Source organism: Streptomyces sp. SID5469 (genome assembly GCF_009862865.1).
GTDB lineage: Bacteria > Actinomycetota > Actinomycetes > Streptomycetales > Streptomycetaceae > Streptomyces > Streptomyces avermitilis.
Genome location: NZ_WWIN01000001.1, coordinates 5,664,550 through 5,690,801 on the forward strand (window position 1 = coordinate 5,664,550; position 26,252 = coordinate 5,690,801).

Here is a 26,252-nt window from a genome sequence, read left to right on the forward strand (position 1 = left end):
TGCGAGTGTGGCAGGAGGGTCTGACAACGCCCGCGGTTCACCGCGGGGCAGGCGGCGGGCCCGCGCTGCCGCCCGGTCATCCCTCTTGCCTTGCCCGAGCTGCCCGCTCATCCCTCTTGCCTTGCCCGAGTCGCCCGCTCACTCCCCGCGCTCGTGCGCCTTCGCCAGTTCCTCCAGTGCCTTCGACACATGGGCCTCCGCCGCCTTGTCGACCCAGGCCGGTCAGGACGCCCTTGCCGTTCTCCAGCTCCAGCAAGGCCAGGAGGATGCGCTCGGTGCCGATGTAGTTGTGGCCGAGGCGCAGGGCCTCGCGGAAGGTGAGTTCGAGGGCCTTCTTCGCGGCCGGGCCGTACGGGATCAGCTCGGGGACCGTGTCCGCCGACGGCGGCAGCGCCGCGGTCGCCGCCCGGCGTACGGAGTCCGGCGGGGCCCCCTGCGCGGTGACCGCCTTCGCCGCGAGCGCCTCCGGCTCCGCCAGCAGGCCCAGGACCAGGTGCTCGGGCAGGCTCTCGGCGTTGCCCGCGGCCTTGGCCTCGTTGTGCGCGGCCAAGACCACGTTGCGGGCGCGTTCGGTGTAGCGGCTGAAGCCCTGGCTGGGGTCGAGGTCCACCTCCGCCTTGGGCACGAACCGCTTCTGCGCCGCCTGCCGGGTCACGCCCATGCTCTTGCCGATGTCCGTCCAGGACGCGCCCGAACGGCGGGCCTGGTCCACGAAGTGCCCGATCAGATGGTCGGCCACGTCGCCCAGGTGGTCCGCGGCGATCACCGCGTCTGGAGCTGGTCGAGTGCGTCGGTGTGCACCTTCTTGATGGCGTCGATGAGGTCGTCGAGACGTACGGATGCCGTGTCGAGTGGGTTCGTCGTCATGTGTCAACCGCAGGTCGACACTTGCCGTGCGTCAACTTGAAGTTGACGCTGAACGCTGTCCACGCGCGCGTACCCCCCGTTCCGCCTCCCGCCCGGCGTGTCACGATCGACGCGTGAGTACGACGACCACCGTGGACCGTGCCTTCGAGGCCGCCCTGTACGCCGACACCGACGCCACCCTCGACGCCGGCGCCTCGCTGCTCGCCGCCGACCCCGCGGCCGACGCCGAACTGGCTCGGCGCGGCGAGGAGTTCGTCGCCACGGCGTGGCGGCGCGGCTGGCAGCCCGCCGACCTCGTACGCGTCGTGCGCCGCGAGCTGGACGACGTACACATACGTCTGGTGTCGGCGCTGATCCTCGCCCAGGCGCCACGGCACCCGAACCCGGGACCCCGCTGGGCCGCGCAGCTCGGCGAACTCGACGGCGCCGAGGCCCCGCGCACCGACCGCTTCTCGTACGCGACCGCCGTACTGGAGCTGTACCGGCTCCTCCTGCGCCTCCCCGCCATCGAGCCGGTCGAGCCGCTGGAGCCCCCGGCCGGACGGGCCGCGCCCCGGGACTCGGACTCCCGCATGCTCGCCAGGATCCGCGCCCTGCTCGCGAAGGCGGAGGCGACCGGGTTCCCTCAGGAGGCTGAGGCGCTCAGCGCCAAGGCGCAGGAGCTGATGACGCGGCACAGCATCGACGAGGCGCTGCTCGCGTCCCGCGCGCCCGGCAAGGGCGCGCCCGGCGCCTGCCGGATCGGGGTGGACCCGCCCTACGAGACGGCCAAGGCGGTGCTCCTGGACGCGGTGGCCGGCGCGAACCGCTGCCGGGCCGTGTGGAACGACTCCCTCGGCTTCTCCACCGTCGTCGGCTTCGAACCCGACCTCGAGGCGGTCGAACTCCTCTACACCTCGCTGCTCGTCCAGGCCACGGCCGCGATGACGAAGGCGGAGGCGGCCCAGCGGGCGGGCGGCCGGAAGCGTACGAAGACGTTCCGGCAGTCGTTCCTGGCCGCGTACGCGCACCGGATCGGCGACCGCCTTGCGGACGTGGCCCAGGGGCAGGCCACGCAGGCCGAGGGGGAGCTGCTGCCGGTGCTCGCGGCCCGCGACGTGGCGGTCGCCGACCACCTGGAGCAGATGTTCCCCGAGACCGTGACCACCCGGCTGCGCGGGGTCAGCGACGCGGCCGGATGGGAGCAGGGGGCGGCCGCCGCCGACCGGGCCCAGGTCAGGGGCCGGCGGCCGATCCCCTGACCCCGCCGGCTCAGTCGCCCGCGACCTGGAAGGGGCTGACGGAGGCGTTCGGGTCGTCCCCGGTCTTCAGCGCGACAGCGCCGTACGACCACGGGAAACTCTTCGCGTCGCCGCCGCCGGGGATCGTGATCTTCACGGTCTTCACGGCGGCGCTGTCCTTGGCGCCGGACTTCCCGCGGACGTAGGTGATCGTGAAGGTCGCCGCGGTGTCCGGCTGGAGCGTGACCTTCGCCGCCTTCGCGCCCGGCTGCCTCCCGGCGGTCCAGGAGGCGTCGCCGCTGTTCAGCTCGATGCCGGGGAAGCCCTTGAGCGTGCAGGGGGCCGAGTCGAGGTTGGTCACCGTGACAGGGACGTTGCCGGTGTCGCCGGCCGTGGTGGCGGCGTTGCCGGGCTCGACCTCGATGCCGAACCGGCAGGAGGCGGCCTTGCTGCTCTGGTCGCTGCTGCCGCTGCCGCTGCCGCCGCTGTCGCAGGCGGTCAGGGCGAGGGCCGCCGCGAGGGCGGTGACGGCGATGGGGATGGCGCGCATGAGGATCCTCTGGAGCTACGGGAGCCGAAGCCGTACGTCGTGACGGCGCCCATGGATCATCACGCAGGCGGACGGGCAGGCGTCGCGCGCCCCCCTCCTACCACCGCGCTCCCTGCACGGAGGACCGGAGCCGTTCGTCCACAAGGGCGCCGATCTCCTGCCGGAGTCGCCCGTCGCGCTCACCGAGACCCGCGCAGGCGAAGCAGGCGGCGACGCGAACGCGAACGGACCGCGGCGACGCGAACGCGAACGGACCGCGGCGACGCGAACGCGAACGGACCACGACGGCGCGAACGCGAACGGACCACGACGGCGCGAACGCGAACGGACCGCGGCGACGCGGACCCGAGCGGGCCGCGACGACCCGAGCGGGCCGCGACGACCCGAGCGGGCCACGACGGCGCGAACGCGAACGGACCGCGGAGCCCGAAGGACTCCGCGGCCCGTCGAAGCACGGCCGGCTCAGGAGCTCAGGCTCGCCGTGGGCAGCCCGCTCGGCAGGGCCCCGCCCTTGGACTTCATGTACGTCTCCGCGCCGAGCTTGCCCGTCCACGTCACCTTCATGGACTTGGCGTCGACGGAGTCGACCATGCCGGTCTTGCGGTCCGTGTTCCCGTCGCTGCACTTCAGGTGGATCATCTGCATGCCCGCCTCCTCGCCGGCGGTCCCGCTGCACACCGTGCCGCCGGTCGAGAAGAGCCCGGCCTGCTTGCCGGTGATCACCAACGCCACGGCCTTGCCGTCGGAGGTGGCCAGCCAGCTGCCCTCGAGCTTCCCGGCCGCGGCGCTCGGTGAGGCTTTGCCGGAGCCGCCGCTGTCCGTAGCGGACGAGGACGCGGACGCGCTCGGGGTCGAGGAGTCGCTGTCGCCGGATCCGCTGCTGCACCCGGTCAGCGCGAGCGCGGCCGCCAGACCCGCGGACGCGACCGCGATACGCGCCGGACGGTGCGGGACGTAGGACGCCGAAGTCACTGAAGTCTCCCAACGATGTGCCGGTGATGTCGCCCGAACGGCAGCGGCGAACGACAGCGGCAAGCTACCAGGAGGACTTACGAACGCCCGGGAGAAATCCCGCGTGCGCTTGCTCACGCAGGTTCACCCGGGACAGGCCGAAGGCCCGGTGATAGCCGCGTGGCCGGCCGTCCACGCTGTCCCGGTTGCGTACGCGCGTGGCGCTGGCGTCGCGCGGCTGCCTGCGCAACTCCTGCTGGGCGGCGCGCCGCTCGGCCTCCGGTGTCGACGGCCGGCGGATGATCTCCGTCAGTTCGGCCCGCCGTGTGGCGTACCGCGCGACGGTCTCCTGGCGCCTGTCGTTCTTCGCGATTTTGCTCTTCTTCGCCATCAGACCTTCACCCCGCGGGCCCGGATCCGGGCGACGGCCGCTTCGACGCCGAGGGTGTCGACGGTCTTGATGCCCTTCGCGCTCAGTCGCAGCCGCACATGGCGGCCCTCGCTCGCCAGCCAGTAGCGCTTGCTCTGGATGTTGGGGTCGAAGCGGCGCGAGGTGCGCCGGTGGGAGTGGGAGATCCGGTTGCCGAAGCCCGGCCGGGCGCCGGTCAGCATGCAGTGGGCGGACAGGGTGACGCACCTCTCTCGGTTCGCTGGAGCGACTTGTGGAAATGGAAGTCGTTTTCAGTAAGATACCAGCATGGCACGCAACGAACTCCGTCCCGTCATCAAACTCAGGTCCACGGCCGGAACCGGTTTCACCTACGTCACCCGCAAGAACCGCCGCAACGACCCGGACCGCATGACCCTGCGCAAGTACGACCCGATCGCCCGCCGGCACGTCGACTTCCGAGAGGAGCGCTGAGCGTCATGCGCGAAGGAATCCACCCGGCGTACGCGCCCGTCGTCTTCCGGGACCGCGCCGCGAACCACGCCTTCCTCACCCGCTCGACCATGACGAGCGAGAAGACGGTCGAGTGGACGGACGGCCACACGTACCCCGTGGTCGACGTCGAGATCTCGAACGTCAGCCACCCCTTCTACACGGGCACCGCACGCGTGCTGGACACGGCCGGGCGCGTGGAGCGCTTCGAGCGCCGGTACGGAAAGGGGAGCTGAGCCGATGAGTCACCTCTCAGTGGTGATCGTCGGCGGGCTGCACGCCGACGCGCGGCGGGCCGCCGTCGCACGGTTGCTCGCCGACGTACCGGGCAGCGTCGCGCTCCACCACGACCTCGCGACCGCCGCGGCGGGCACGGTCGTACGCACCGTCCGCGACGCCACCGGCCTGCTGTCGGCCGGTGAGGCCCCCCTCGTCGACGACTGCGCGTGCTGCGCCCTGCGCGAGGACCTGGTGCCGGAACTGGAGCGCCTCGCGGACGCGGGCCGCACCAGGCTGGCCGTCGTCGAGCTGTGGGACTCGGTCGAGCCGAAGGCGATGGCCGAGGTGGTGGCGGGGAGCGGGCTGCGGCTCACCGGGGTGATCACCGCGGTCGACCCCGCGCTGCTGCTGCCCTGCCTCGGCAACGGGGACGATCTCGCGGACGCCGGACTCGCCGCCGCCGCCACGGACCGGCGGACGGTCGCCGACACGTTCGCCCGGCAACTGGAGTACGCGCCCGTCCTGGCCGTCGCCGAGTCCGAGCACGCCGACGACGAGGACCGGGCCCTGCTCGCGCAGCTGCACCCGACCGCCCGCCAAGTCCCCATCGCGGGCGACCGGCCAGAGGGCTCGGCGGGCTCGGGCCACCAGGGCGGGGAGCCCGCCGACGGGCACACGGTCAACGGGCATACGGACGACGGGCACACGGTCAACGGGCATACGGACGACGGGCATACGGACGACGGGCATACGGGCGTCGGGCGCACGGAGGGTATGCGTACGGAGAGCGTGCGCGCCTCGGGACGGACACCCGCGGGCGCGCCCCTCTCGGCGCTCGCGCACGCCGCCCTCGCCGGGTTCGACGTGGAGGCGGCCGCCGCCGCCCAGCACCCGGCGTGCGCGAGGCTGCCCGCCGAGGCCGATGCCCACGGCGTCGCCACCCTCGTATGGCACCGCAGGCGCCCCTTCCACCCCGAGCGGCTGTACACGGCCTTGGAGGATCTGACCTGCGCGGCGGCCCGGAGCCGAGGACGGTTCTGGCTCGCCGACCGGCCCGACACACTGCTGCACTGGGACGCCGCCGGGGGTGCGCTGTGCGTGGAGAACGCGGGGCCCTGGCTGGCCTCGCTGCCGGACGCGGCCTGGGACCTGGTCCCACCGGTGCGCCGGGCCGCCGCCGCGCTGGACTGGCACCCGGAGCACGGGGACTGCTGCCAGCACCTGGTCTTCACCTCGCCGGGCCTGGACCGCGACGGCCTCGAACTCCTTCTGGAGTCCTGCCTGTTGACCGACACCGAGTACGCCGCGGGCCGCGCCGCCTGGCAACAGCTGCCGCCCGCCTTCGACACCCTCCTGGAGGCCTGATGCCCCGCAAGCCCGTCCGCAAGGTCGCGTCCACGCCGCGGCCGAACCCCCTGGACCAGAACGGCATCACCTACATCGACTACAAGGACACCGATCTGCTGCGGAAGTTCCTCTCCGACCGAGGCAAGATCCGCAGCCGCCGGGTCACCCGCGTGACGGCCCAGCAGCAGCGGCTGCTGGCGAGGGCCGTCAAGAACGCGCGGGAGATGGCGCTGCTGCCGTACTCCAGCCGCTGATCCCGAAGCCGGGCACCGGTACACGACGCCTCCGCGCGGTACGACGCCCTCCGCGCGGTACACGACGCCCTCCGCGCGGTACACGATGACGTTCGTGCGGTACACGATGACGTTCGTGCCGCGGCCCCGACTCCGGCTTCTCCGGCACGGTCTACGTGCGGGTTCTCGCGTTCTCGGCCCGGCGGACGCCGCGCGTCCGCCGGGCCGACGCCGACCCCGCCCGTCCCGCGGACTGGACCATTACGTGGACACTGGAACAGGAAGGCCGCGGTACGCGTCTGTTCCTAGTACATGAGGGATTCGATCCGGACGACCCGGCACGGCTGATGGCGCGGAAAATCATGGACGGGGGCTGGAGATCGCATGTGGTGCGAGCTCCGGGGAAAGCGCTTGAGCGACTGGTCAAGCAACCGTAAAAGCTGTAATCGCGGGACCACCCCCCGTGCACGTGCATCTGCTCATGCATCTGCATGTGAACGGAGTTATGATCCGGGGCAGTTGACCACTGCATCAATGGCCACATCAGCCAATGCACCACCCGGGGAGCGACCTGTGGACCACGACGTGTACGACGTGGATGACGTGTACAACGGCATGGCTGCGACGAGGCTGCACGGGGCGGCCTGGCAGAAGAGCAGGCACAGCAACTCGCAGGGGTCCTGCGTGGAGTTCGCCCGGCTGCCCGGGGGTGAGGTGGCGGTGCGGAATTCGCGGTTCCCCGACGGGCCGGCGCTCGTCTACACCCGTGCCGAGATAGAGGCCATGCTCCTCGGCATCAAGGACGGCGAGTTCGATCACCTGATCGTCGGCGGCTGAACCCACGACGCGCGGCAATCGCGCGACGACCCTGCGTGACGCGCGTAGAACCGCGGCGCACAAAGGCGCCGCGGTGTGTAACACGCGTAGATACGGGGCGTCAGAAAACGCCGTGGTGCATTACTCGGAAGCCGGATTGTGGGTCAGCCGGAACAGCGCCCAGACCACCTTGCCGTTGAACGCGGCGGTGACCGCGTGTCCGCGCCCCGACTCGTGGTGCGGGCTCGGTGACGGGTGCCAGCCCCAGCTGTCCGCGAACGAGTCGACCAGGAACAGGCCGCGGCCCGACTCCGCCGAGAAGTCCTCCGACTCCCGTGCGACGGGACTGTCGTGGCTGGGGTCGCGCACGGCGCACACCAGTCGCGAGGTCCAGCGCATCAAGTGGAGCCGCACGGGCGGGTCCTGCTCGTTCGTGCGCGGGGTGTCCGAGGGCAGCGCGTGCCGCAGAGCGTTGGTGACGAGTTCGGAGACCACGAGACATATGTCGTCGAAGCGGTCGCCGGCGTCCCACTGGTCGAGCGTTCTGCGGGTGAACTGCCGCGCCTCGCGCACCGCTTCATAGCGGGCGGGCAGGGCACACGAAGCGGCGTTGGACACGGCCGCGGGATCGAGTGGCGGAAGCCCCTGCCGTAAGGGTTCGAGCATGGTCGATCCATTCGTCCCCATGCGAGGCACTCCCGGGTGTTCGCGGTCGTTGCGATGCAGCGGTGGCGCGAGACCATGGTTTCGGATGCGTACAGCAGATGCAAGGGCAGATGCACGTGCACGCGCCTGAATTGACCTCCCCGTACCGCTTGTTACTCATTTCTTCTGTCACTTTCTTCCCGCCTGCTTGCCTTTTCCTGATCATCCCCTGTGGCTCATCCGTAACTCCTTACTCTTTCTGTAACTGGATGAGTACAGCTCGGAGTGTTTTAGTGGCAGACTTCGCGGTCGGAAGACGGTTGGGGAGGCTGAGGAAGTGAGCGCTGGGGAGTCGAGCGGCTCGGTGGTGCGGCGCATGCTGCTGGGATCGCACCTCAGGCGTCTGCGGGAGTCGCGCGGCATCACCCGGGAAGCGGCCGGCTACTCGATCCGCGCCTCCGAATCGAAGATCAGCCGCATGGAGTTGGGACGGGTGAGCTTCAAGACGCGCGATGTCGAGGACCTGCTGACCTTGTACGGCATCACCGACGACTCCGAACGCACCTCCCTCCTCTCGCTCGCGAAGGAAGCCAACGTCGCGGGCTGGTGGCACAGTTACTCGGACGTCCTGCCGAGCTGGTTCCCGACGTACGTCGGCCTGGAAGGCGCGGCGCACCTCATCCGGTCGTACGAAGTCCAGTTCGTGCACGGCCTGTTGCAGACCGAGGCGTACGCGCACGCGGTCGTCGCGCGCGGCATGCAGGGCGCGTCCGCCGCCGACATCGACCGGCGGGTGGCGCTGCGTCTGGAGCGGCAGAAGTACCTTGCCGCGAAGTCCGCCCCCGAGTTCCACGTCGTCCTCGACGAGGCCGCGCTGCGCCGCCCGTACGGCGACCGCACGGTGATGAGGGGCCAGCTCCAGCACCTGATCGACATCTCGGAGCGCCCCAACGTACGGCTTCAGGTCACGCCGTTCAGCTTCGGCGGGCACTCGGGCGAGAGCGGCTCCTTCACGATCCTCAGCTTCCCCGAGTCCGATCTGTCCGACGTGGTGTACCTGGAGCAGCTGACCAGCGCGCTGTATCTGGACAAGCGCGAGGACGTCACCCAGTACGAGGGCGCGCTGAAGCAGTTGCAGCAGGACAGCCCCGGGCCGGCCGAGAGCCGCGATCTCCTCAGGGGACTGCTCCAGCTTTCCTGAACGCCTCCCCGGGCTCCCCGAGTTGCCCTCAACTCCCTTGAAACACACGTACGATGACGTGTAATCAGACCGTGATGTCGACCGACGTCGATCGGGTGTCCGCCCCGGCTGCAAGGGATTGAGGGATCACACATGTCGTCCTACTTCACCGATCTGGCTCAGCAGTACATCGGTGGTGAGTGGCGCCCGGGCACAGGGTCCTGGGACATCATCGACTTCAACCCGTACGACGGTGAGAAGCTCGCGTCGATCACCATAGCCACGGTCGACGAGGTGGACGAGGCCTACCGGGCGGCCGCCGCGGCCCAGAAGGAATGGGCGGCGACCAACGCGTATGCCCGCCGTGCCGTGTTCCAGCGGGCCCTGCGCCTCATCGAGGACCGCGAGGCCGAGATAACCGAGGCCATCATCGCCGAGCTCGGCGGCACGCATCTGAAGGCCGGCTTCGAGCTGCACCTCGCCAAGCAGTTCCTCCTGGAGTCGATCAACCTGGCGCTGCGCCCCGAGGGACGGATCATCCCCTCGCCGGTCGACGGCAAGGAGAACCGCCTCTACCGCGTGCCCGTCGGCGTCGTCGGCGTGATCAGCCCGTTCAACTTCCCCTTCCTCCTGTCGCTGAAGTCCGTCGCCCCGGCCCTGGCCCTCGGCAACGGCGTGGTCCTCAAGCCGCACCAGAACACACCGATCGTCGGCGGCTCGCTGATCGCGAAGATCTTCGAGGACGCGGGTCTGCCGGGCGGCCTCCTGAACGTCGTGATCACCGACATCGCGGAGATCGGCGACGCCTTTCTCGAGCACCCGGTCCCGAAGGTCATCTCCTTCACCGGCTCCGACAAGGTTGGCCGCCACGTGGCCACCGTCTGCGCCGCCCAGTTCAAGCGCTCGGTGCTCGAACTCGGCGGCAACAGCGCCCTGGTGGTCCTGGAGGACGCGGACATCGACTACGCCGTGGACGCCGCGGTCTTCAGCCGGTACGTGCACCAGGGGCAGGTCTGCATGGCCGCGAACCGCGTTCTCGTGGACCGCTCGATCGAGGCGGAGTTCACCGAGAAGTTCGTCGCCAAGGTGAAGACGCTGAAGTCCGGTGACCCGCGCGACCCGCAGACGATCATCGGCCCGGTCATCAACTCCTCGCAGGCGGACGCGATCTCGGGCGCCGTCGACCAGGCGATCGCGGACGGCGCCATCGCGCTGGTGCACGGCACCACCACGGACAACCTCGTGGAGCCGTCCGTCCTGACCGGCCTGGCCGCCGACGCGCCCATCCTCCAGGAGGAGATCTTCGGCCCGGTCGCGCTCCTCATCCCCTTCGAGGGCGAGGAGGAGGCGGTCCGTATCGTCAACGACACCCCGTACGGCCTGAGCGGCGCCGTCCACACGGCCGACGTCGAGCGCGGTGTCGCCTTCGCCAAGCAGATCGACACCGGCATGTTCCACGTCAACGACGGCACCGTCCACGACGAGCCGCTGGTCGCCTTCGGCGGCGAGAAGTCCTCGGGCATCGGCCGGCTGAACGGCGAGGCGACGGTCGAGTCGTTCACCACGCAGAAGTGGATCTCGGTGCAGCACGGGCGGAGCTTCTTCCCGTTCTGATCCCGGGCACATGCCCTTCGGATCCCTTTCGGATCCCCTCGGATCCCCTTTCTGGTCCCCTTCGGATCCCCTTCTCATCCCGGGCCGACCCCGGGAGTGATTCTTTCGGTACGCCGGGTCCTTGCGGACAGAACCTGACCGCAAGGGCCCGTAGCTTCGTCGGTGTCAGGCAAGAGGAACCGAAGAAAGGCGGCCGGTCATGGTCACCCACGTATCCGCGGAAGCACCCGGCGACGAGCGCGGGGCGCTGCTCTCCTTCCTCGAGGGCGAGCGCGGAGGTATCCGGCGGGCGCTGCTCGGCCTGACCGACGAGCAGGCCGCGACCAGGCCGAGCGCCAGCGAACTGTCCCTGTCCGGGCTGGTCAAGCATGTCGCCGAGGTCGAGCAGAGCTGGATCGCCCGCGCCCGGCAGGAGGCACCCGCGGTCAAGCGGGACGAATCGAACTGGCACGAGTGCTTCGTGCTCGTCGGCGACGAGACCGTCGCGTCGCAGCTCGCGTACTGGGAGAAGGTCGCGGCACAGACGGAGGCGTTCATCCGCTCCGTACCCAGCCTCGACGACACCTTCCCGCTCCCGAACGATCCCTGGTTCCCCCCGGACGAGCGGGTCTCGATGCGCTGGGTGGCGCTCCACCTGATCCGCGAGACGGCCCGCCACGCCGGCCACGCCGACATCATCCGGGAGTCCCTCGACGGCGCGACCGCCTTCGAGCTGGTGGCCCGGGAGCAGGCCGGTTGAGCACCGCGCTCTAACCTGGACCGCATGTCAGCGATCCGTCTCCTGGTGCTCGGCGCGGTCCGCCAGCACGGGCGGGCCCACGGCTACCAGGTGCGCAACGACCTGGAGTACTGGGGCGCGCACGAGTGGTCCAACGCCAAGCCCGGCTCGATCTACCACGCCCTCAAGCAGATGGCGAAGCAGGGGCTGCTGCACGCCCACGAGATCGCGCCGTCCACGGTCGGCGGGCCGCCGCGCACGGAGTACGAGATCACGCCCGAGGGAACCGAGGAGTTCCGCTCGCTCCTGCGTGAGTCCCTGGTCGCCTACGACCAGAAGATGGACATCCAGTCGGCGGGCATCGGCTTCATCGTCGATCTGGCGCGGGACGAGGCGGTGGCGCTCCTGAAGGAGCGGATCCGGCGGATCGAGGAGTGGCGGGCCGCCGTCACCGAGCACTATGTGCCCGAGGACGGCCCCGAACAGCTCGGCCACATCGGCGAGATCATGAACCTTTGGGTCCACCGGGCCGACTCCGACGCCGCGTGGACCCGTGGGCTCATCGAGCGGATCGAGGGCGGTGCCTACACCTTCACGGGCGAGGGCGAGCCGTTCGTCGGCGTGCTGACGGAGGGCGAGGAGAACCCGTACGCGACGGGGGAGCGGCATCCGGAGGACGCTCGCTAATCAAGTTTGACTAACGCCTCGAGCGGGCATAGCCTCCGTCGGCAGTGCACTAGTCAAGTTTGCATACTTGGGAAGTGGGGGATGGCTGATGACCGACGCGATCGTCGTCGAAGGCCTACGGAAGCGGTACGGGGACAAGGCGGCCCTGGACGGGCTCGATCTGACGGTGGCGCGCGGCACCGTCCACGGTCTGCTCGGCCCGAACGGCGCGGGCAAGACCACCGCGGTGCGCGTACTGACCACGCTGCTGCGGCCGGACGAGGGCCGCGTCGAGGTCGCCGGACGCGATGTCCTGCGCCGGGCCTACGACGTGCGTCTGCGCATCGGCCTCCTCGGCCAGCACGCCGCGCTCGACGAGGAGCTGGGCGGCCGGCAGAACCTGGAGATGTTCGCGCGCCTGCACCATCTGCGCACCCGCCACGCGCGCGTGCGGGCCGGCGAGCTGCTGGACCGCTTCGGGCTCGCGGACACCGGACCCAAGGCGGTCAAGCACTACAGCGGCGGCATGCGGCGCCGCCTCGACCTCGCCGCGTCCCTCATCGCCGAGCCCGAGGTGCTGTTCCTCGACGAGCCGACCACCGGCCTCGACCCGCGCGGACGCGCCGAGGTGTGGGCCGCGGTGCGCTCCCTGGTCGGCGGCGGCACCACCGTGCTGCTCACCACCCAGTACCTGGAGGAGGCCGATCAGCTCGCCGACCGCATCTCGGTGGTCGACCACGGGCGGGTCGTCGCGGACGGTACGGCGGACCAGCTGAAGGCGCGCACCGGCGGCGACCGCATCGACGTCGTTCTGCGGGACGCCGGTCAACTGGGCGCCGCGGTCGCCCTGTTGCCGGTCGGTACGTCCGGGGTCCGCGTGGACCGCGACCGCCGTCTGCTCAGCGCCCCGGTCACCGACCGCATGGCGGCGCTCTCCGGGGTCGTACGCGCCCTGGAGGCGGCCGGCATCGAGGCGGAGGACGTCGCGCTGCGCAGGCCGACGCTGGACGAGGTGTTCCTGCGCCTGACCGGACGTGCCTAAGCTACGAAGGAGGCCGTGTGAGCACGTATGCGCTGATCGATTCCTGGACCATGACCCGGCGCGAACTCGCCCACTGGGCGCGGCAGCCGGTCCAGGCGCTCATCGGCCTGGTCTTCCCCGTGATGCTGCTGCTGATGTTCGGCTACCTGGTCGGCGGCGGCCGGGGCGTCGCGGGCGACTACGTCGACTTCCTGGTGCCCGGGATGCTCGCGCTGACCATGGCCTTCGGGCTGGAGGGCACGATGCTGGCCGTCACCCAGGACCTCAACAAGGGCGTGATCGACCGGTTCCGCTCGCTGCCGATGGCCAACGGCGCCGTCCTGGTGGGCCGCGCGGCCGCCGACATGCTCCAGTCGGCGCTGGGCCTGGCCGTGCTGACCGGCGTCGGGTACGCCATCGGCTGGCGGGCGCACGGCGGACCCGGGGCCTTCCTCGCGGCCGTGGCACTGCTCCTGCTCCTCCGTTTCGCGATGCTCTGGATCGGCATCCACCTGGCGATGGTCGCCGGGCGGCCGGAGATGGTGCAGGCCGTGCAGATCCTGGTCTGGCCGGTCGGCTTCCTGTCCAACGCCTTCGCGACCCCCGACGCGATGCCCGGCTGGCTGGGCACGGCGGTCGAGTGGAACCCCATGTCGCACACGGTCACAGCGGTACGGGACCTGTTCGGCGGCCCCGGCGGCGAACCGGGGCACATCTGGGCCGCCGTGGCCTGGCCCCTGGCACTGCTGGCGGTGTTCTTCCCGCTGGCGGTACGGAGGTTCGCGCGCCTGAGCCGCTAGGGCCGGAAGTCCGCCGGGCAGGCCCTAGTGATGGAAACCGGTCGCCGCGTCCTTGTCGTGGGTCTGTGGGCGCGCCTGGCGGCGCAGGTCGGGCAGGAGGCGGCTCAGGTCCTCGACGAACAGTTCGGCGAGGTCGGTGGAGAAGCCGTTGCGGCACACCACCCGCAGCACGGACAGGTCCTCCCGGTTCGGCGGGAACGTGTACGCGGGCACCAGCCAGCCGTGCTCACGCATCCGCCGGGACACGTCGAAGACGTCGTACGAGGCGACCTCCGGCGCGGTCGTGAAGGCGAAGACGGGCAACTCGTCGCCGCGGGTGAGCAGATGGAAGTCGCCCAGCGCCGCCACACGCTCGGCGAGGCTGCGCGCCACGTTCCGCGTCGTCTGCTGCACGGCCCGGAAGCCCTCCCGGCCGAGCCGCAGGAAGGTGTAGTACTGCGCGACGACCTGGGCTCCCGGCCGGGAGAAGTTGAGCGCGAAGGTCGGCATGTTGCCGCCCAGGTAGTTGACGCGGAAGACGAGTTCCTCGGGCAGCGCCTCGCTGTCCCGCCACAGCGCCCAGCCGACGCCCGGGGAGACGAGGCCGTACTTGTGCCCGGACGTGTTGATCGACGCGACCCGCGGCAGCCGGAAGTCCCAGACCAGGTCCTCGTCGAGGAAGGGCGCGATCATGGCGCCGGACGCGCCGTCCACATGCACCGGTATGTCGAGCCCGGTCCGCTCCTGGAGGGCGTCGAGGGCCGCGCACAGTTCGGCGATCGGCTCGTACGACCCGTCGAAGGTGGAGCCGAGGATCCCGACGACCCCGATGGTGTTCTCGTCGCACAGCTCGGCGGCGGCTCCCGGATCGAGGTGGTACCGCTCGCCCTCCAAGGGGACCTGGCGCATCTCGACCTCCCAGAAGTTGCAGAACTTCTCCCAGCAGACCTGGACGTTGATGCCCATGACGAGGTTCGGACGGACGTCCCTCGCGGGGTAGCGGTCCGCGTTGCGCCGCGCCCAGCGGCGCTTCAGCGCCAGCCCGGCGAGCATGCACGCCTCGCTCGAACCGGTCGTCGAACAGCCCACGGCCGCCCCCGCGTCGGGCGCGTTCCACAGATCGGCGAGCATCGCCACGCACCGCTTCTCCAGCTCGGCGGTGCGCGGGTACTCGTCCTTGTCGATCATGTTCTTGTCCTGGCACTCCGCCATCAGCACCCCGGCCTGCGGCTCCATCCAGGTGGTGACGAAGGTGGCGAGGTTGAGGCGCGCGTTGCCGTCCAGCATCAGTTCGTCGTGCACGAGCTGGTACGCCGTCGAGGGCGGCAGCGGCCCGTCCGCGAGCCGGTGCTTGGGCGGGGCCTCGGTCATCCCGCTGACCGGATTGGCCTCCCCGAAGAACGGGTTGAAGGACATCGGGCGTTCGTCGGACTTCACGGGGCCTTTGTGGAGCGGCATGGGGTCTCTCCTCAGCAATTCCGCCAGGGGTTCCTAACGGACCGGGGTTCCGTCTTCGTGAAGCTGCATCTGGGGTCTGCCGGTCACCAGCAGCCAGGCCGGCAGGGACGCGATGCAGAGCAGGGCGATGATCGCGGGCGAGGCCACCAGCACGGCGGCCGTGAACAGGCTCACCCAGCCCTGCCGGGTGATGGCGAGAAGCATCCCCAGCACGCCCGCGGCGACACCGAGGGCCGGGGGAACGGCGGATACGAGGGCATGGGCGAACAGGCCGAACGCCGCACCGATGAAGACGGACGGGAAGATCCGCCCGCCGCGGAACCCGCAGGACGCGGCGACCAGCAGCGCCGCCAGCTTCACCACCGCCATGGTCAGGAACTGCCCGGCCGACCAGCCGTCCGGGTCCTTCGCCAGGTCCCCCACCTCGTCCAGCCCCTTGAAGAGGGTCAGATGGCCGCCCAGGGCGGCCAGCAGGCCGAGGACGAGCCCGCCGGCCGGCAGCGCCACCATGGGGTGCCGCAGGCGTAAGAAGGCGCCGTGGACGTACGGGAAGGCATAGACCGCGACCATCCCGAGCGCCGCGGCCGCGGCGGCGACGACCATCGCGGCCAGGACGTCGGTCCAGCCGGGCCTGGCCAGCGGGGGCAGGCCGAGGTCGAGGGTCGGATGGGCCACCAGGGTGGTCGTGATGGCACCCGCGCCGGCCGCGACCAGCGGGGCGAAGACGCTGTCCCACAGCGGCCCCTTGGCCTGCTGCCCGGCGAGCGCCTCGGACAGGAGCAGTGCCGCGGCGACGGGCGTCCCGAACAGCGCGCCGATCGTCGCCGCCTCGGCCAGCGCGATCCACAGGCCGCCGGGCAGCCGGGGTACGAACCTGCGGCCCAGCCAGTAGGCCAGCGCGATGTTGGAGGCGATGATCGGGTTCTCGGGGCCGAGGCTCGGACCGCCCGCCAGCATCAGCCCGGTCGCCAGCAGCAGCCCCGGCAGGACGGCGGGCGCCAGCGGCGGGGCCCCGCCGAGTCCGAGGGTCGCCGGGTCGGGTCCCGCGTGACCCGGCACCTTCCAGACGATCAGCCCGACCAGCACACCCGTGCAGGTGAGCATGATGATCATCCAGAGCACCGAGTACCGCCCGATGCCCAGCGCGTCGGGCAGGTCCTGCCACAGGACGTTCTGGAGCTTCCCGGCGAGCGCGCTCACCCCCACGAACAGGAGACTGGCCGCGACCCCGACGACCAGTGCCGGGAGGATCTGCGGCAGCAGGACACGCGCGGGGGTCGCCGGAGCGGGTGCCGGGTGCACGGTGTCGTGGGCCACGGGGTCACCTTAAGCGGGCAAAACGGACATGACATTTCCGCTTGCACCTCACGCGGCGTGAGGGCGCAGCCTGAAGCGCGTACCGAGAAGGGAGCGGAAGTGAGCTACTCCGTGGGACAGGTCGCCGGTTTCGCCGGGGTCACGGTGCGCACGTTGCACCACTACGACGAGATCGGACTGCTCGTACCCGGCGAGCGCAGCCACGCGGGGCACCGGCGCTACAACGACGCCGACCTCGACCGGTTGCAGCAGATCCTGTTCTACCGGGAACTCGGCTTCCCGCTCGAGGAGGTCGCCGCCCTGCTCGACGACCCGCAAGCGGACCCGCGCGCGCATCTGCGCCGCCAGCACGAACTGCTGACCGCCCGGATCGAGCAGCTACAGAAGATGGCCGCGGCCGTGGAGCACGCCATGGAGGCACGCACGATGGGCATCAACCTCACACCCGAGGAGAAGTTCGAGGTCTTCGGGGACAAGGATCCGGAGGAGCACGCCGAGGAGGCCGAGCGCCGCTGGGGCGGCACCGAGGCGTACGCCGAGTCGCAGCGCCGTGCGGCCCGCTACACCAAGGACGACTGGAAGCGCATGCAGGCCGAGGTCGCCGACTGGGGCGAGCGCTACGACGGCCTGATGGCCGCGGGCGAGCCACCGGCCGGCGCCCGCGCGATGGACATGGCCGAGGAGCACCGGCTGCACATCGACAAGTGGTTCTACGACTGCTCCTACGACATCCACCGCGGACTCGGCGAGATGTACGTCTCCGACGAGCGGTTCAAGGAGTTCTACGACTCCATGCGCCCGGGCCTGGCCGAGCACCTGAGGGACGCGATCGCGGCGAACGCGGACCGGCACGGGGGATGACGGCAGCGGTAAGGGGCGTTCGCCGTTGCGGACGCCCCTTACCGGCCGGTGCCACTGCCGGCGCTATGCCTTGACCAGCACCACCGCCGTGCCGTAGGCACACACCTCCGTACCCACGTCCGCCGCCTCGGTGACGTCGAAGCGCATCATCAGGATGCCGTTGCCGCCCCGCACGCGTGCCTGCTCCACCAGCCGTTCCATGGCCTGGTTGCGGGTCTCCACGAGCGTCTTGGTGAGGCCCTTCAGCTCGCCGCCGATCATCGACTTCAGACCCGCGCCGATCTGGCTGCCCAGGTGACGTGAGCGGACGGTGAGGCCGAAGACCTCGCCGATGACGTGCTGGACGCGGTAACCGGGTACGTCGTTCGTCGTCACGACCAGGACGTCCGAGTGGGGACCCTGGCCACCGCCGTACTCTTCGATGCCCATGGCTCACAGCTTTGCCCCAGTGGGCGCACAGTGCATCCTGGAGGCGCCGATGGAACCTGGCGTGGACACGTGGCGTTGATAGCTTTGTCCGGCCGTACCAGGACGCCGTACTTCCTTCCACCCCTCAGGAGCCCGGAACCGTGACGACGCTTGCCCTTGGACCAAGCTGGCTGGATCCGAACACGCTCCTGGACAACTTCGGCATCTGGGGCCTGCTGCTCATCGTCTTCGCCGAGTCGGGCCTGCTCATCGGCTTCTTCCTGCCGGGTGACTCGCTGCTGTTCACCTGCGGCCTGCTGATCACCGCGGGCACGCTGGACTTCCCGTTGTGGGCCGCGATCGCCCTGATCTGCCTCGCCGCGATCCTCGGCGACCAGGCGGGCTACATGTTCGGCAAGAAGGTCGGCCCGTCGCTGTTCAACCGCCCCGACTCCCGGCTGTTCAAGCAGGAGAACGTGGTCAAGGCGCACGACTTCTTCGAGAAGTACGGCCCGAAGTCCCTGGTCCTGGCCCGCTTCGTGCCCATCGTGCGCACGTTCACGCCGATCATCGCCGGCGTCAGCGGCATGAAGTACCGCTCGTTCCTCGTCTTCAACGTCATCGGCGGCGTCCTGTGGGGCGCCGGCGTCACGCTGCTCGGCTCCTGGCTCGGCAACATCGAGGTCGTCCACAAGAACATCGAGGCGATCCTGATCCTGATCGTCCTCGTCTCGGTGGTCCCGATCGCCATCGAGTTCCTGAGGGCGCGCTCCAAGTCCAAGAAGAACCCGCCGCAGGACCCCACCCCGGCCCGGCACCCGGACCAGGACCGGCCCGCGGCACCCGTCATGGACGACGCGACGAGGCCGCTGCGAGTGCCCCCGATCCAGCAGGGCCAGGACCAGGCGTACGGCAACCAGGGCCAGGACCAGGCGTACGGCAACCAGGGCCAGGACCAGGCGTACGGCAACGGCCAGTCGTATGGCGACCAGGCTCAGGGCTACCCGCAGGACTACGGCCAGGGTCAGCAGCAGTACTACCCCGAGGAGCAGTACCCCCAGCAGTACCCCCAGCAGGGCTACGGCCAGGGTCAGCAGTACCCGGGGCAGGGCTACGGCCAGGACCAGAACTACGGTCAGGACCAGAACCACCCCTACGGCCAGGGTTACCCGCAGAACTGAGTACGCCGTCAGGAACCGCGCCCCGCCAGGGGCGCGGGGAACTGCGCGACCAGCCCCCACCGCCCCGCGGCGAAACCCAGCCGCCCCCCGCGGGAACCCTCGCTAGAACCCTCGCGTCCGCTTGGCCGCGCGGCGCCCCGCCGCACTCGCGGCCCCCGGCACCCGCAGGAACAGCCGGGAGATCTCCGACCCCAGGTTCACGCCGATCGCGATGGCCATGGCGAGCGCGGCGGCCTTGGTGAGCGACACCAGGCCCTTGTCGACGTTGTTCTGGGCGATCGACAGCAGCCCGAAGTACGTCGCCGAACCGGGCAGCAGCGGCCCGATCGCCGCCGTCGTGTACGGCAGCGCGGACGCGAACCGGTAGCGGGACAGCAACTGCCCGAACAGGCCCACAAGGCCCGCCGCCACGGCCGTCGAGGCAACCGGGGAGATGTCGCCCGCGTAGTGCATCGCCCCGTAGACGGACCAGGCCACACCCCCGTTGAGGGTCACCGCCAGCACAGTGGATCGTTCCTGCTGGAGCAGGATCGCGAAGGTCAGCGACAGCAGCATGGACGCGACGATCTGGAGTACCGGCCGCTCGGAGATGCCCAGCGCCTGGTCCGGGTTGAGCTGGGCGCCCAGCTTCACGCCGAAGTAGAGCACCACCAGCACACCGGCGACGATGCCCACGAAGAAGTACATGACCTCCAGCAGGCGCGCGGACGCGGTGATGTAGAAGCCGGTGAGGCCGTCCTGCACGCCGGCCACCAGGGCCCGCCCGGGCAGCAGCGCGAACAGTCCACCGGTGACCACCGCGGACGCCTTCACATCGACGTGCGTCAGCGTGAGCGCGATGCCGATCGCGGCCGGGGGCATCGCGGCGACCGTGAACTGGTAGAACTCCGGCAGTCCGCGCCCCGCGCACAGCCACGCCAGCCGGTCGCCGAGCATCGCGCCCAGCGCGGCGGCGACGAACACGACCGCGTCACCGCCGACGAGCACGGAGGCCGCACCGGCGAGCAGCCCGCCGGCCGCCGTCAGGACCCAGCCGGGGTACGGGTGCCGGTTGCGGCGGATCTCGGCGAGCCTCCGGTAGGCCTCCTCCAGGGAGATCGCCGTCTCCGGGTCGCTGAGGTCGTCGACGAGCGCGTAGACGGCCGCGAGCCGGGTGTAGTCGGTGACCCGGCGGCGTACCGTCCGGGAGGCCGTCACGGGGTCGTCCACCAGAGACGGCTGGTGCGAGATGGACAGCAGGGTGAAGGTGACGTTCGGCTCGCAGCGGTCCAGGCCGTAGGAGCGGCAGACGGCGAACATGGCCGTCTCCACGTCCTCGGCGCCCTCACCGCCCGCGAGCAGCAGCTCCCCGATACGGAGGGTCAGGTCGAGCACGCGTGGCACCGCGGGCCCCGCCTCGTCCACCTTCTGCACCGGCTCGGGCGCGGGCCGCTCGGTCACCGGCATGCGCAGCATCGTGCGCATCCGGTCCTGCCAGGGCGCTTCCTTGGTCAGTTTGACGACGGGGATGCCGCTCGGCGGGGTGAAGGCGGGCGGCGCGTGCTTGGCGCTGTAGGTGTGCGGGGTGCTGAACGCGGACCCCTCGGCATCGCCGGTGGGCGGCTGCGGTACGTCGAGCCCCTTGGGGAGCGCGAACTCGGACGTCGTGGACGACTCGTCGTCGCTCGACGTGACGCCCACCGGAGCGGCGAACGCACTCCTCGCCTCGTCCGACTGCGGTTTGCGATCCTCCGCCTCCGGCTCCGTCACCCGCTCCTGCCTCACCTTTCGTATGCCTGCTTCTCACACGTACCTTGCGTATGCCTCAGTATGCGTACGAAAGTTTGCGTTCGGATACGCGAACGGGCCGCGGCACTCCCGTGAGGGAGCACGCGGCCCGTCGGGGGGCGGAGACGGTCAGTGACCGCCCTGCTCCTTCAGGCGCTTGTAGGAACGCTCGATCTCGGCCTCGGCGTCCGTGCGGCCCACCCAGTTGGCGCCCTCGACGGACTTGCCGGGCTCCAGGTCCTTGTAGACCTCGAAGAAGTGCTGGATCTCCAGGCGGTCGAACTCCGACACGTGGTGGATGTCCCGCAGGTGCTCCACGCGCGGGTCGTGCGCCGGGACGCACAGCAGCTTGTCGTCGCCGCCGGCCTCGTCCGTCATCCGGAACATGCCGATGGCGCGGCACTTGATGAGGCAGCCGGGGAAGGTCGGCTCGTCCAGGATGACCAGCGCGTCCAGCGGGTCGCCGTCCTCGCCGAGAGTGTTCTCGACGAAGCCGTAGTCGGCCGGGTAGCTGGTCGAGGTGAAGAGTCGACGGTCCAAGCGGATCCGACCGGTCTCGTGGTCCACCTCGTACTTGTTCCGCGAACCCTTCGGAATCTCGATCGTGACGTCGAACTCCACCGGTGGCTCCTCCATGATCAACACATAGTTCTGGTGGTTAAGTGTCCCTCACGCAGGTGTGTGATCGCGAAAGGGGCTGGTGGTCGTGCCAGAGCTGAGGCCTTGGCGGGCCGCGAGACCGCATGTCGTGCGGATCGCGAGGGCCGTGAGACCGCGACTGGCGCGGACCGCCCAAGCCGTGAAACCGCGACCGGCGCGGCTCACCGGGGTCGTGAAACCAGGGCTCGCCCGGCTCACCGGGAGCGTGAAACCGCACGTCGCGCGGGTCGCGCACGTCGTGCGCCCGCGCTCCGGAAGGCTCACGGCCCCGAAGCTCACCACCCCCCAGCTCACGGCCGTTGCCGCCACCGTGGGCCTTGCACTGACGGCCGGGGTGGTGACCGCGGCCGGTCCCTGGGACTCCTCCGGTCAGCGTACGGCCGAGCGCGAGTGGGCCGCCTCCCGGGGCGGAGAGGGTGGCGCAGATCACGGACGTGATTCCCGTACGCCGGCCACGGCGCCCAGGCCCGCGCCGAGCGCCGCGTCGGTGCTGACCGGGCTCGGCGGCGCCACCGGCACGGACGTGACCACGAAGTCGGCGCCGACCGAGAAGGCCCTGGCGGGCGTTCTCGACCCGCTGCTGAAGGACGGTTCGCTCGGCACCCGGCGCTCCGCCGCCGTCGTCGACGTGGCCACCGGCAGGCGGCTGTACGGCAAGGGAGTGGACGAGGCGCTGACCCCGGCCTCCACCACGAAGATCGCCACGGCGGTGGCCGTGCTCTCGGCGGCCGGCGCCGACCACCGCATCAGCACGCGCGCGGTGCTGGAGCCCGACACCAAGGAGCTCGTCCTCGTCGGTGGCGGCGACCCGACCCTCACCGCCCGCAAGGAGGGCGGGGGAGGCTGGGCAAGTCTGCGCACGCTCGCCGACCGGACGGCGGCCGCGCTGAAGAAGCGCGGCATGACCCGGGTGACGCTGTCGTACGACGTCTCCCTGTACGCGGGTCCCGTACTGCACCCCATCGGGGAGAACCCGAACCTCGCCCCGGTCAGCCCCCTGATGGTCGACGAAGGGCGCGTCGACGACACGGTCGGCGGCCCCGCGACCCGCAGCAAGGAGCCGGCGGCGGACGCGGCGCGCGCGTTCGGCGCGTTGCTCCGCGCCAAGGGCATCAGGACGACCGCGCCGGGTCCCTCGAAGGCGACGGGCCGGTCACAGGCGCTGGCCGAGGTCGAGTCGCCGCCGCTGTCCGCACTGGTCGAGCGGATGCTGACCAACAGCGACAACGACATCGCGGAGGCGCTGGCCCGTCAGACGGCCCTCGCCGGCGGCGAGCGGGCGAGCTTCGAGGGCGGGTCGCGGGCGATCGCCGCCCAGCTGAAGAAGCTCGGACTGCCGCTGGGCGGCGCGGAGTTCCGCGACGGCAGCGGACTGAACCGCGAGGACAGGCTGACGGCGGGCCTGCTGACCGCCCTCCTGGCCAAGGCGGGCGACCCCGCCCACGCCGAACTCCGCCCGGTCCTGACGGGCCTCCCGGTGGCGGGCTTCACGGGCACCCTGAGCGACCGCTACGAGGACGGGGCGCAACGTTCCGGCACGGGCGTCGTACGCGCCAAGACCGGCTCCCTGACGGGCGTCAACACCCTCGCGGGCACGGTGGTGGACACGGACGGCCGTCTGCTGGCCTTCGCCTTCCTGACGTACGAGTCGATGGACCAGGAGACGGCGAGGGCGGCCCTGGACCGCACGGCGGCGGCACTGGCGGAGTGCGGCTGCCGATGACCCCCGCGGCACCACCCCCCTGAACCCCACCCCGGTGGCCCGCCCGGCCGTCGTACCCCTAACCGCACTCGCACACGCTCACGTACGGTTGACGCATGACGAGCATCGGTGGTGCTGCTTCTTCTGGGATGGTCGACTGGAATCTCGCGGTGGCGACCGCGACCCGGCTCGTGCGGCCGGGCCCGGAGGTGAGCCGCGACGAGGCCCGGGCCGTCGTCGCCGAGCTGCGCCGGCATGCGAAGGCGTCGGAGGAACACGTCCGCGGTTTCACCCGGATGGGCACCGAGGACACCCACGACACCCCCGTACTCGTCGTCGACCGCCCCGGCTGGGTCCGGGCGAACGTGGCCGGGTTCCGGGAGCTCCTCAAGCCCCTGCTGGACAAGATGCAGGAGCGCAGGGGGAACACCCCGGGCGGCGCCGTGCTCGGGGCCGTCGGCGGCAAGGTCACCGGCGTCGAGCTGGGCATGCTGCTGTCGTTCCTGTCCTCCCGGGTCCTCGGGCAGTACGAGACCTTCGCCCCGCCGACCCGGGACCTCCCGGCGGCCGAGAACGGCGGGGGCAGGCTTCTGCTGGTCGCGCCCAACATCGTGCACGTGGAGCGCGAACTCGACGTGCAGCCCCACGACTTCCGCCTCTGGGTCTGTCTGCACGAGGAGACGCACCGCACGCAGTTCACCGCCGTGCCCTGGCTGCGCGACCACGTCGGGGGCGAAATCCAGTCTTTCTTGGGAGAGACCGAGGTGGATCCCATGACCGTGCTGGAGCGGATCAGGGAAGCCGCCCAGTCGCTCGCCGGCGGTCGTCCCGAGGGCGAGGAGGGCGACGACGGCCGGTCCATCGTGGAACTCGTGCAGACGCCGGCCCAGCGGGAGATCCTCGGCCGGCTCACCGCCGTGATGTCCCTCCTCGAAGGGCACGCGGACTTCGTGATGGACGGAGTCGGCCCCGACGTCGTCCCGTCCGTCGGGGAGATCCGCGAGAAGTTCCAGCAGCGACGGGCGAAGGGCGCCTCCCGGCTGGACCTCGCCCTGCGCAAGCTGCTGGGCCTGGACGCCAAGCTCAGGCAGTACCGGGACGGCGAGCGGTTCGTGCGGGCGGTCGTCGAACAGGTCGGTATGGACGGATTCAACCGGGTGTGGACTTCCCCGAACACGCTCCCGACCAAGACGGAGATCGCCAAACCGGCGGACTGGATCGCGCGGGTGCACCGCAAGGCGGAGTCGTGACGCCCGGTGGAGGGTCGTGAAACGAATCCGGCCGACGGCAGGTGAACGCCCCTTCAATCACCCGTCCGAGGGACCGTGAGGCATGCGTAGGCGTGCAATGCTCGGGGAACGGCCCGTTTCTGTCACCATCTACACACTCTGAGTGACCGATCCTCGGGCTCACCCCCCCCGAAAACTTCATGAAGGGAACCGGACATGGGTCCCCATCCTGCGGTCGCGGCGATACGCCTGGCGGTCCGCCGCGTACTCCACGACATCCTCATCGAACACGCGCCCGGCTCTGCCGACCTGCCGCGCGACGTGCCGCACGATCTGCCGCCCCCGCCGCTCGTGCTCGTCGCCTGCTCCGGCGGTGCCGACTCCATGGCGCTCGCCTCCGCCCTCGCCTTCGAAGCCCCCAAACTCGGCATCCGCGCCGGCGGCATCACCGTGGACCACGGACTCCAGTCCGGCTCCGACCTGCGCGCCGACGAGGTCGTCGGCCGCCTGGTCGATCTGGGTCTGACCCCGACCGAGTCCATCGCCGTCACCGTCGGCCGTGACGGCGGCCCCGAGGCCGCCGCCCGCGATGCCCGGTACGCCGCCCTGGATGCCGCCGCGCGGCGCCACGGAGCCTGTGCGGTCCTGCTCGGCCACACCCGTGACGACCAGGCCGAGACCGTCCTGCTGGGCCTCGCCAGGGGCTCCGGCATCCGCTCCCTGTCCGGAATGGCCGCGGTCTCGGGGACCGGCGGCCGTTACCGCCGCCCCTTCCTCCAGCTCGACCGGCAGACCGCCCGCAAGGCCTGCATGGCCCAGTCGCTGCCCGTGTGGGACGACCCGCACAACGCCGACCCGGCCTATACGCGGTCCAGGCTGCGCCACGAGGGCCTGCCCGCCCTGGAGAAGGCGCTCGGCAAGGGTGTCGTGGAGGCCCTCGCCCGGACGGCCCAGCTCTCCCGTGACGACGCCGACGCCCTAGACGTGTGGGCCGGCCAGGCCGAGGCCTCCGTACGCGACGCCGCCGGCCTCCTGGAGTGCGCCAAGCTCTACGCGCTGCCGCCCGCCGTGCGCCGCCGCATTCTGCGCCGCGCCGCCATCGAGGCGGGCGCCCCGGCCGGTTCGCTGTTCGCCCGTCACATCGAAGAAGTCGACCGGCTGATCACCGGCTGGCGCGGTCAGGGAGCCATCAATCTCCCGGGCAAAGTCGTCGCCCAGCGACAGGGTGGCAGACTGGTGATTCGGCAAGGCTGAATCCGGACCCCCTCGGGCGGAACCGGGCAGCCCCGGTGGGACGACCGAAAGTGATGCGGGTGGACGCGAAAGACATGGGCACCGACCTCAAGTCGGTGCTCATCACCAAGGAAGAGATCGACGCGAAGCTGGCCGAGCTGGCCGCGAAGATCGACGCGGAGTACGCGGGCAAGGACCTGTTGATCGTCGGTGTCCTCAAGGGCGCCGTGATGGTCATGGCGGACCTGGCGCGTGCGCTGTCCACCCCCGTCACGATGGACTGGATGGCGGTGTCCTCGTACGGCGCGGGCACCCAGTCCTCCGGTGTCGTGCGGATCCTCAAGGACCTCGACACGGACATCAAGGGGAAGCATGTCCTGATCGTCGAGGACATCATCGACTCCGGGCTCACCCTGTCCTGGCTGATCTCCAACCTCGGCTCCCGCGAGCCCGCCTCCCTCAAGGTGTGCACGCTGCTGCGCAAGCCGGAGGCGGCCAAGGTCGCGATCGACGTGGAGTGGGTCGGCTTCGACATCCCCAACGAGTTCGTCATCGGCTACGGCCTCGACTACGCCGAGAAGTACCGAAACCTCCCGTTCGTCGGTACGCTCGCGCCCCACGTCTACGGCGGCTGAACCCCCTGGGCCCGGTTCTCGTAAGACGATCGGGAACCCCAGCGGGTTTCGCGCCGTTGTGCATGCGAGGACTGGATTGTCGGCAGTCCCCTGCG

At 70.6% G+C, this 26,252-nt stretch carries 28 protein-coding genes and 2 pseudogenes; 19 read left to right on the forward strand and 11 right to left on the reverse strand.

The annotated features are described in order from the left end of the window. Positions 1-138: 138 nt before the first annotated feature. Positions 139-867 (reverse strand): annotated as a pseudogene (locus GTY58_RS24270) (Clp protease N-terminal domain-containing protein). Between the two features lie 113 nt (positions 868-980). Here GTY58_RS24270 and GTY58_RS24275 point away from each other — a divergent pair. Further along, positions 981-2,108: a DUF2786 domain-containing protein gene (locus GTY58_RS24275; RefSeq protein ID WP_010986062.1), complete on the forward strand. Its 1,128-nt coding sequence runs from the start codon at positions 981-983 to the stop codon at positions 2,106-2,108. 10 nt (positions 2,109-2,118) lie between these two features. Here the strand turns inward: GTY58_RS24275 and GTY58_RS24280 are convergent, their stop codons facing one another. From GTY58_RS24280 to rpmB, 4 genes are all read right to left on the reverse strand, one after another. Then, positions 2,119-2,637, reverse strand: coding sequence for a DUF4232 domain-containing protein (locus GTY58_RS24280; RefSeq protein WP_010986063.1), 519 nt, complete (start codon positions 2,635-2,637; stop codon positions 2,119-2,121). 462 nt (positions 2,638-3,099) lie between these two features. Then, positions 3,100-3,609 carry a hypothetical protein gene (locus GTY58_RS24285; RefSeq protein WP_010986064.1) on the reverse strand — a complete coding sequence of 170 codons (510 nt, stop codon included), beginning with the start codon at positions 3,607-3,609 and terminating at the stop codon, positions 3,100-3,102. 64 nt (positions 3,610-3,673) lie between these two features. Beyond that, positions 3,674-3,979, reverse strand: a complete 306-nt coding sequence (rpsN, locus tag GTY58_RS24290; RefSeq protein ID WP_010986065.1) for a 30S ribosomal protein S14 — start codon at positions 3,977-3,979, stop codon at positions 3,674-3,676. Next, positions 3,979-4,215: a 50S ribosomal protein L28 gene (gene rpmB, locus GTY58_RS24295; RefSeq protein WP_037649145.1), complete on the reverse strand. Its 237-nt coding sequence runs from the start codon at positions 4,213-4,215 to the stop codon at positions 3,979-3,981. Before rpmB ends, rpsN begins: the two co-directional genes overlap by 1 nt. Positions 4,216-4,285: 70 nt before the next feature. On the opposite strand from rpmB, the gene rpmG reads away from it, so the two are divergent. The 6 genes and pseudogenes from rpmG to GTY58_RS24325 all read left to right on the forward strand — a co-directional run bounded on the left by rpmG (position 4,286) and on the right by GTY58_RS24325 (position 7,104). Next, a complete protein-coding gene (gene rpmG / locus GTY58_RS24300) occupies positions 4,286-4,450 on the forward strand; it encodes a 50S ribosomal protein L33 (protein WP_010986067.1) in 165 nt (54 codons plus the stop codon). 5 nt (positions 4,451-4,455) lie between these two features. Continuing rightward, complete coding sequence (locus GTY58_RS24305) at positions 4,456-4,704, forward strand: type B 50S ribosomal protein L31 (protein WP_010986068.1); 249 nt, start codon at positions 4,456-4,458, stop codon at positions 4,702-4,704. Between the two features lie 4 nt (positions 4,705-4,708). After that, on the forward strand, positions 4,709-6,052 hold the full coding sequence (locus GTY58_RS24310; RefSeq protein WP_010986069.1) for a GTP-binding protein: 1,344 nt from the start codon (positions 4,709-4,711) through the stop codon (positions 6,050-6,052). Beyond that, on the forward strand, positions 6,052-6,288 hold the full coding sequence (gene rpsR / locus GTY58_RS24315) for a 30S ribosomal protein S18 (RefSeq protein ID WP_010986070.1): 237 nt from the start codon (positions 6,052-6,054) through the stop codon (positions 6,286-6,288). The genes GTY58_RS24310 and rpsR overlap by 1 nt, the downstream gene beginning before the upstream one ends. A gap of 97 nt (positions 6,289-6,385) precedes the next feature. Continuing rightward, a pseudogene (locus GTY58_RS24320) lies at positions 6,386-6,704 on the forward strand (SRPBCC domain-containing protein); the annotation flags it as partial. Between the two features lie 136 nt (positions 6,705-6,840). Continuing rightward, on the forward strand, positions 6,841-7,104 hold the full coding sequence (locus GTY58_RS24325; RefSeq protein WP_037649147.1) for a DUF397 domain-containing protein: 264 nt from the start codon (positions 6,841-6,843) through the stop codon (positions 7,102-7,104). A gap of 120 nt (positions 7,105-7,224) precedes the next feature. On the opposite strand, the gene GTY58_RS24330 is transcribed toward GTY58_RS24325, so the two are convergent. After that, positions 7,225-7,770, reverse strand: a complete 546-nt coding sequence (locus tag GTY58_RS24330; protein WP_078234370.1) for an ATP-binding protein — start codon at positions 7,768-7,770, stop codon at positions 7,225-7,227. Between the two features lie 334 nt (positions 7,771-8,104). Between GTY58_RS24330 and GTY58_RS24335 the strand changes: the two genes are divergently transcribed. The 6 genes from GTY58_RS24335 (at position 8,105) to GTY58_RS24360 (ending at position 13,727) form a co-directional block, all read left to right on the forward strand. Then, positions 8,105-8,929: a helix-turn-helix transcriptional regulator gene (locus tag GTY58_RS24335; protein WP_010986073.1), complete on the forward strand. Its 825-nt coding sequence runs from the start codon at positions 8,105-8,107 to the stop codon at positions 8,927-8,929. A 132-nt stretch (positions 8,930-9,061) separates the two neighbouring features. Then, positions 9,062-10,522, forward strand: coding sequence for an aldehyde dehydrogenase family protein (locus GTY58_RS24340; protein ID WP_010986074.1), 1,461 nt, complete (start codon positions 9,062-9,064; stop codon positions 10,520-10,522). A 199-nt stretch (positions 10,523-10,721) separates the two neighbouring features. Further along, a complete protein-coding gene (locus GTY58_RS24345; RefSeq protein WP_010986075.1) occupies positions 10,722-11,261 on the forward strand; it encodes a DinB family protein in 540 nt (179 codons plus the stop codon). 24 nt (positions 11,262-11,285) lie between these two features. Further along, a complete protein-coding gene (locus GTY58_RS24350; protein ID WP_010986076.1) occupies positions 11,286-11,927 on the forward strand; it encodes a PadR family transcriptional regulator in 642 nt (213 codons plus the stop codon). 88 nt (positions 11,928-12,015) lie between these two features. Beyond that, complete coding sequence (locus tag GTY58_RS24355) at positions 12,016-12,948, forward strand: daunorubicin resistance protein DrrA family ABC transporter ATP-binding protein (protein WP_010986077.1); 933 nt, start codon at positions 12,016-12,018, stop codon at positions 12,946-12,948. 17 nt (positions 12,949-12,965) lie between these two features. Further along, the gene (locus GTY58_RS24360; RefSeq protein ID WP_010986078.1) at positions 12,966-13,727 is read left to right on the forward strand and encodes an ABC transporter permease; all 762 of its coding nucleotides are present in this window, start codon (positions 12,966-12,968) and stop codon (positions 13,725-13,727) included. Positions 13,728-13,751: 24 nt separating this feature from the next. On the opposite strand, the gene GTY58_RS24365 is transcribed toward GTY58_RS24360, so the two are convergent. Both GTY58_RS24365 and GTY58_RS24370 read right to left on the reverse strand, forming a co-directional pair. After that, positions 13,752-15,164, reverse strand: coding sequence for a glutamate decarboxylase (locus GTY58_RS24365; RefSeq protein WP_010986079.1), 1,413 nt, complete (start codon positions 15,162-15,164; stop codon positions 13,752-13,754). 33 nt (positions 15,165-15,197) lie between these two features. Next, entirely contained in the window at positions 15,198-16,481 is a 1,284-nt protein-coding gene (locus GTY58_RS24370) for an ion channel protein (RefSeq protein WP_010986080.1), read from the reverse strand. Between the two features lie 99 nt (positions 16,482-16,580). On the opposite strand from GTY58_RS24370, the gene GTY58_RS24375 reads away from it, so the two are divergent. After that, positions 16,581-17,342: a MerR family transcriptional regulator gene (locus GTY58_RS24375; RefSeq protein ID WP_010986081.1), complete on the forward strand. Its 762-nt coding sequence runs from the start codon at positions 16,581-16,583 to the stop codon at positions 17,340-17,342. 63 nt (positions 17,343-17,405) lie between these two features. Here the strand turns inward: GTY58_RS24375 and GTY58_RS24380 are convergent, their stop codons facing one another. After that, a complete protein-coding gene (locus GTY58_RS24380) occupies positions 17,406-17,771 on the reverse strand; it encodes a YbjQ family protein (RefSeq protein WP_010986082.1) in 366 nt (121 codons plus the stop codon). A gap of 140 nt (positions 17,772-17,911) precedes the next feature. On the opposite strand from GTY58_RS24380, the gene GTY58_RS24385 reads away from it, so the two are divergent. Next, positions 17,912-18,931 carry a VTT domain-containing protein gene (locus GTY58_RS24385; RefSeq protein WP_010986083.1) on the forward strand — a complete coding sequence of 340 codons (1,020 nt, stop codon included), beginning with the start codon at positions 17,912-17,914 and terminating at the stop codon, positions 18,929-18,931. 102 nt (positions 18,932-19,033) lie between these two features. Here GTY58_RS24385 and GTY58_RS24390 read toward each other — a convergent pair whose 3' ends face one another. Together GTY58_RS24390 and GTY58_RS24395 are read right to left on the reverse strand one after the other, a co-directional pair. Next, on the reverse strand, positions 19,034-20,680 hold the full coding sequence (locus tag GTY58_RS24390) for a threonine/serine exporter family protein (protein WP_037649152.1): 1,647 nt from the start codon (positions 20,678-20,680) through the stop codon (positions 19,034-19,036). A gap of 147 nt (positions 20,681-20,827) precedes the next feature. Beyond that, entirely contained in the window at positions 20,828-21,319 is a 492-nt protein-coding gene (locus tag GTY58_RS24395) for an inorganic diphosphatase (protein WP_010986085.1), read from the reverse strand. A gap of 79 nt (positions 21,320-21,398) precedes the next feature. Between GTY58_RS24395 and dacB the strand changes: the two genes are divergently transcribed. The 4 genes from dacB (at position 21,399) to hpt (ending at position 26,157) form a co-directional block, all read left to right on the forward strand. Further along, entirely contained in the window at positions 21,399-23,081 is a 1,683-nt protein-coding gene (gene dacB / locus GTY58_RS24400; protein WP_042493492.1) for a D-alanyl-D-alanine carboxypeptidase/D-alanyl-D-alanine-endopeptidase, read from the forward strand. Positions 23,082-23,176: 95 nt separating this feature from the next. After that, positions 23,177-24,310, forward strand: coding sequence for a zinc-dependent metalloprotease (locus tag GTY58_RS24405; RefSeq protein ID WP_010986087.1), 1,134 nt, complete (start codon positions 23,177-23,179; stop codon positions 24,308-24,310). 195 nt (positions 24,311-24,505) lie between these two features. Then, positions 24,506-25,543 (forward strand): tRNA lysidine(34) synthetase TilS, encoded by a 1,038-nt coding sequence (gene tilS / locus GTY58_RS24410; protein WP_010986088.1) that lies wholly within the window; start codon positions 24,506-24,508, stop codon positions 25,541-25,543. 53 nt (positions 25,544-25,596) lie between these two features. Beyond that, complete coding sequence (hpt, locus tag GTY58_RS24415; RefSeq protein WP_010986089.1) at positions 25,597-26,157, forward strand: hypoxanthine phosphoribosyltransferase; 561 nt, start codon at positions 25,597-25,599, stop codon at positions 26,155-26,157. The last annotated feature ends 95 nt before the right edge of the window (positions 26,158-26,252 follow it).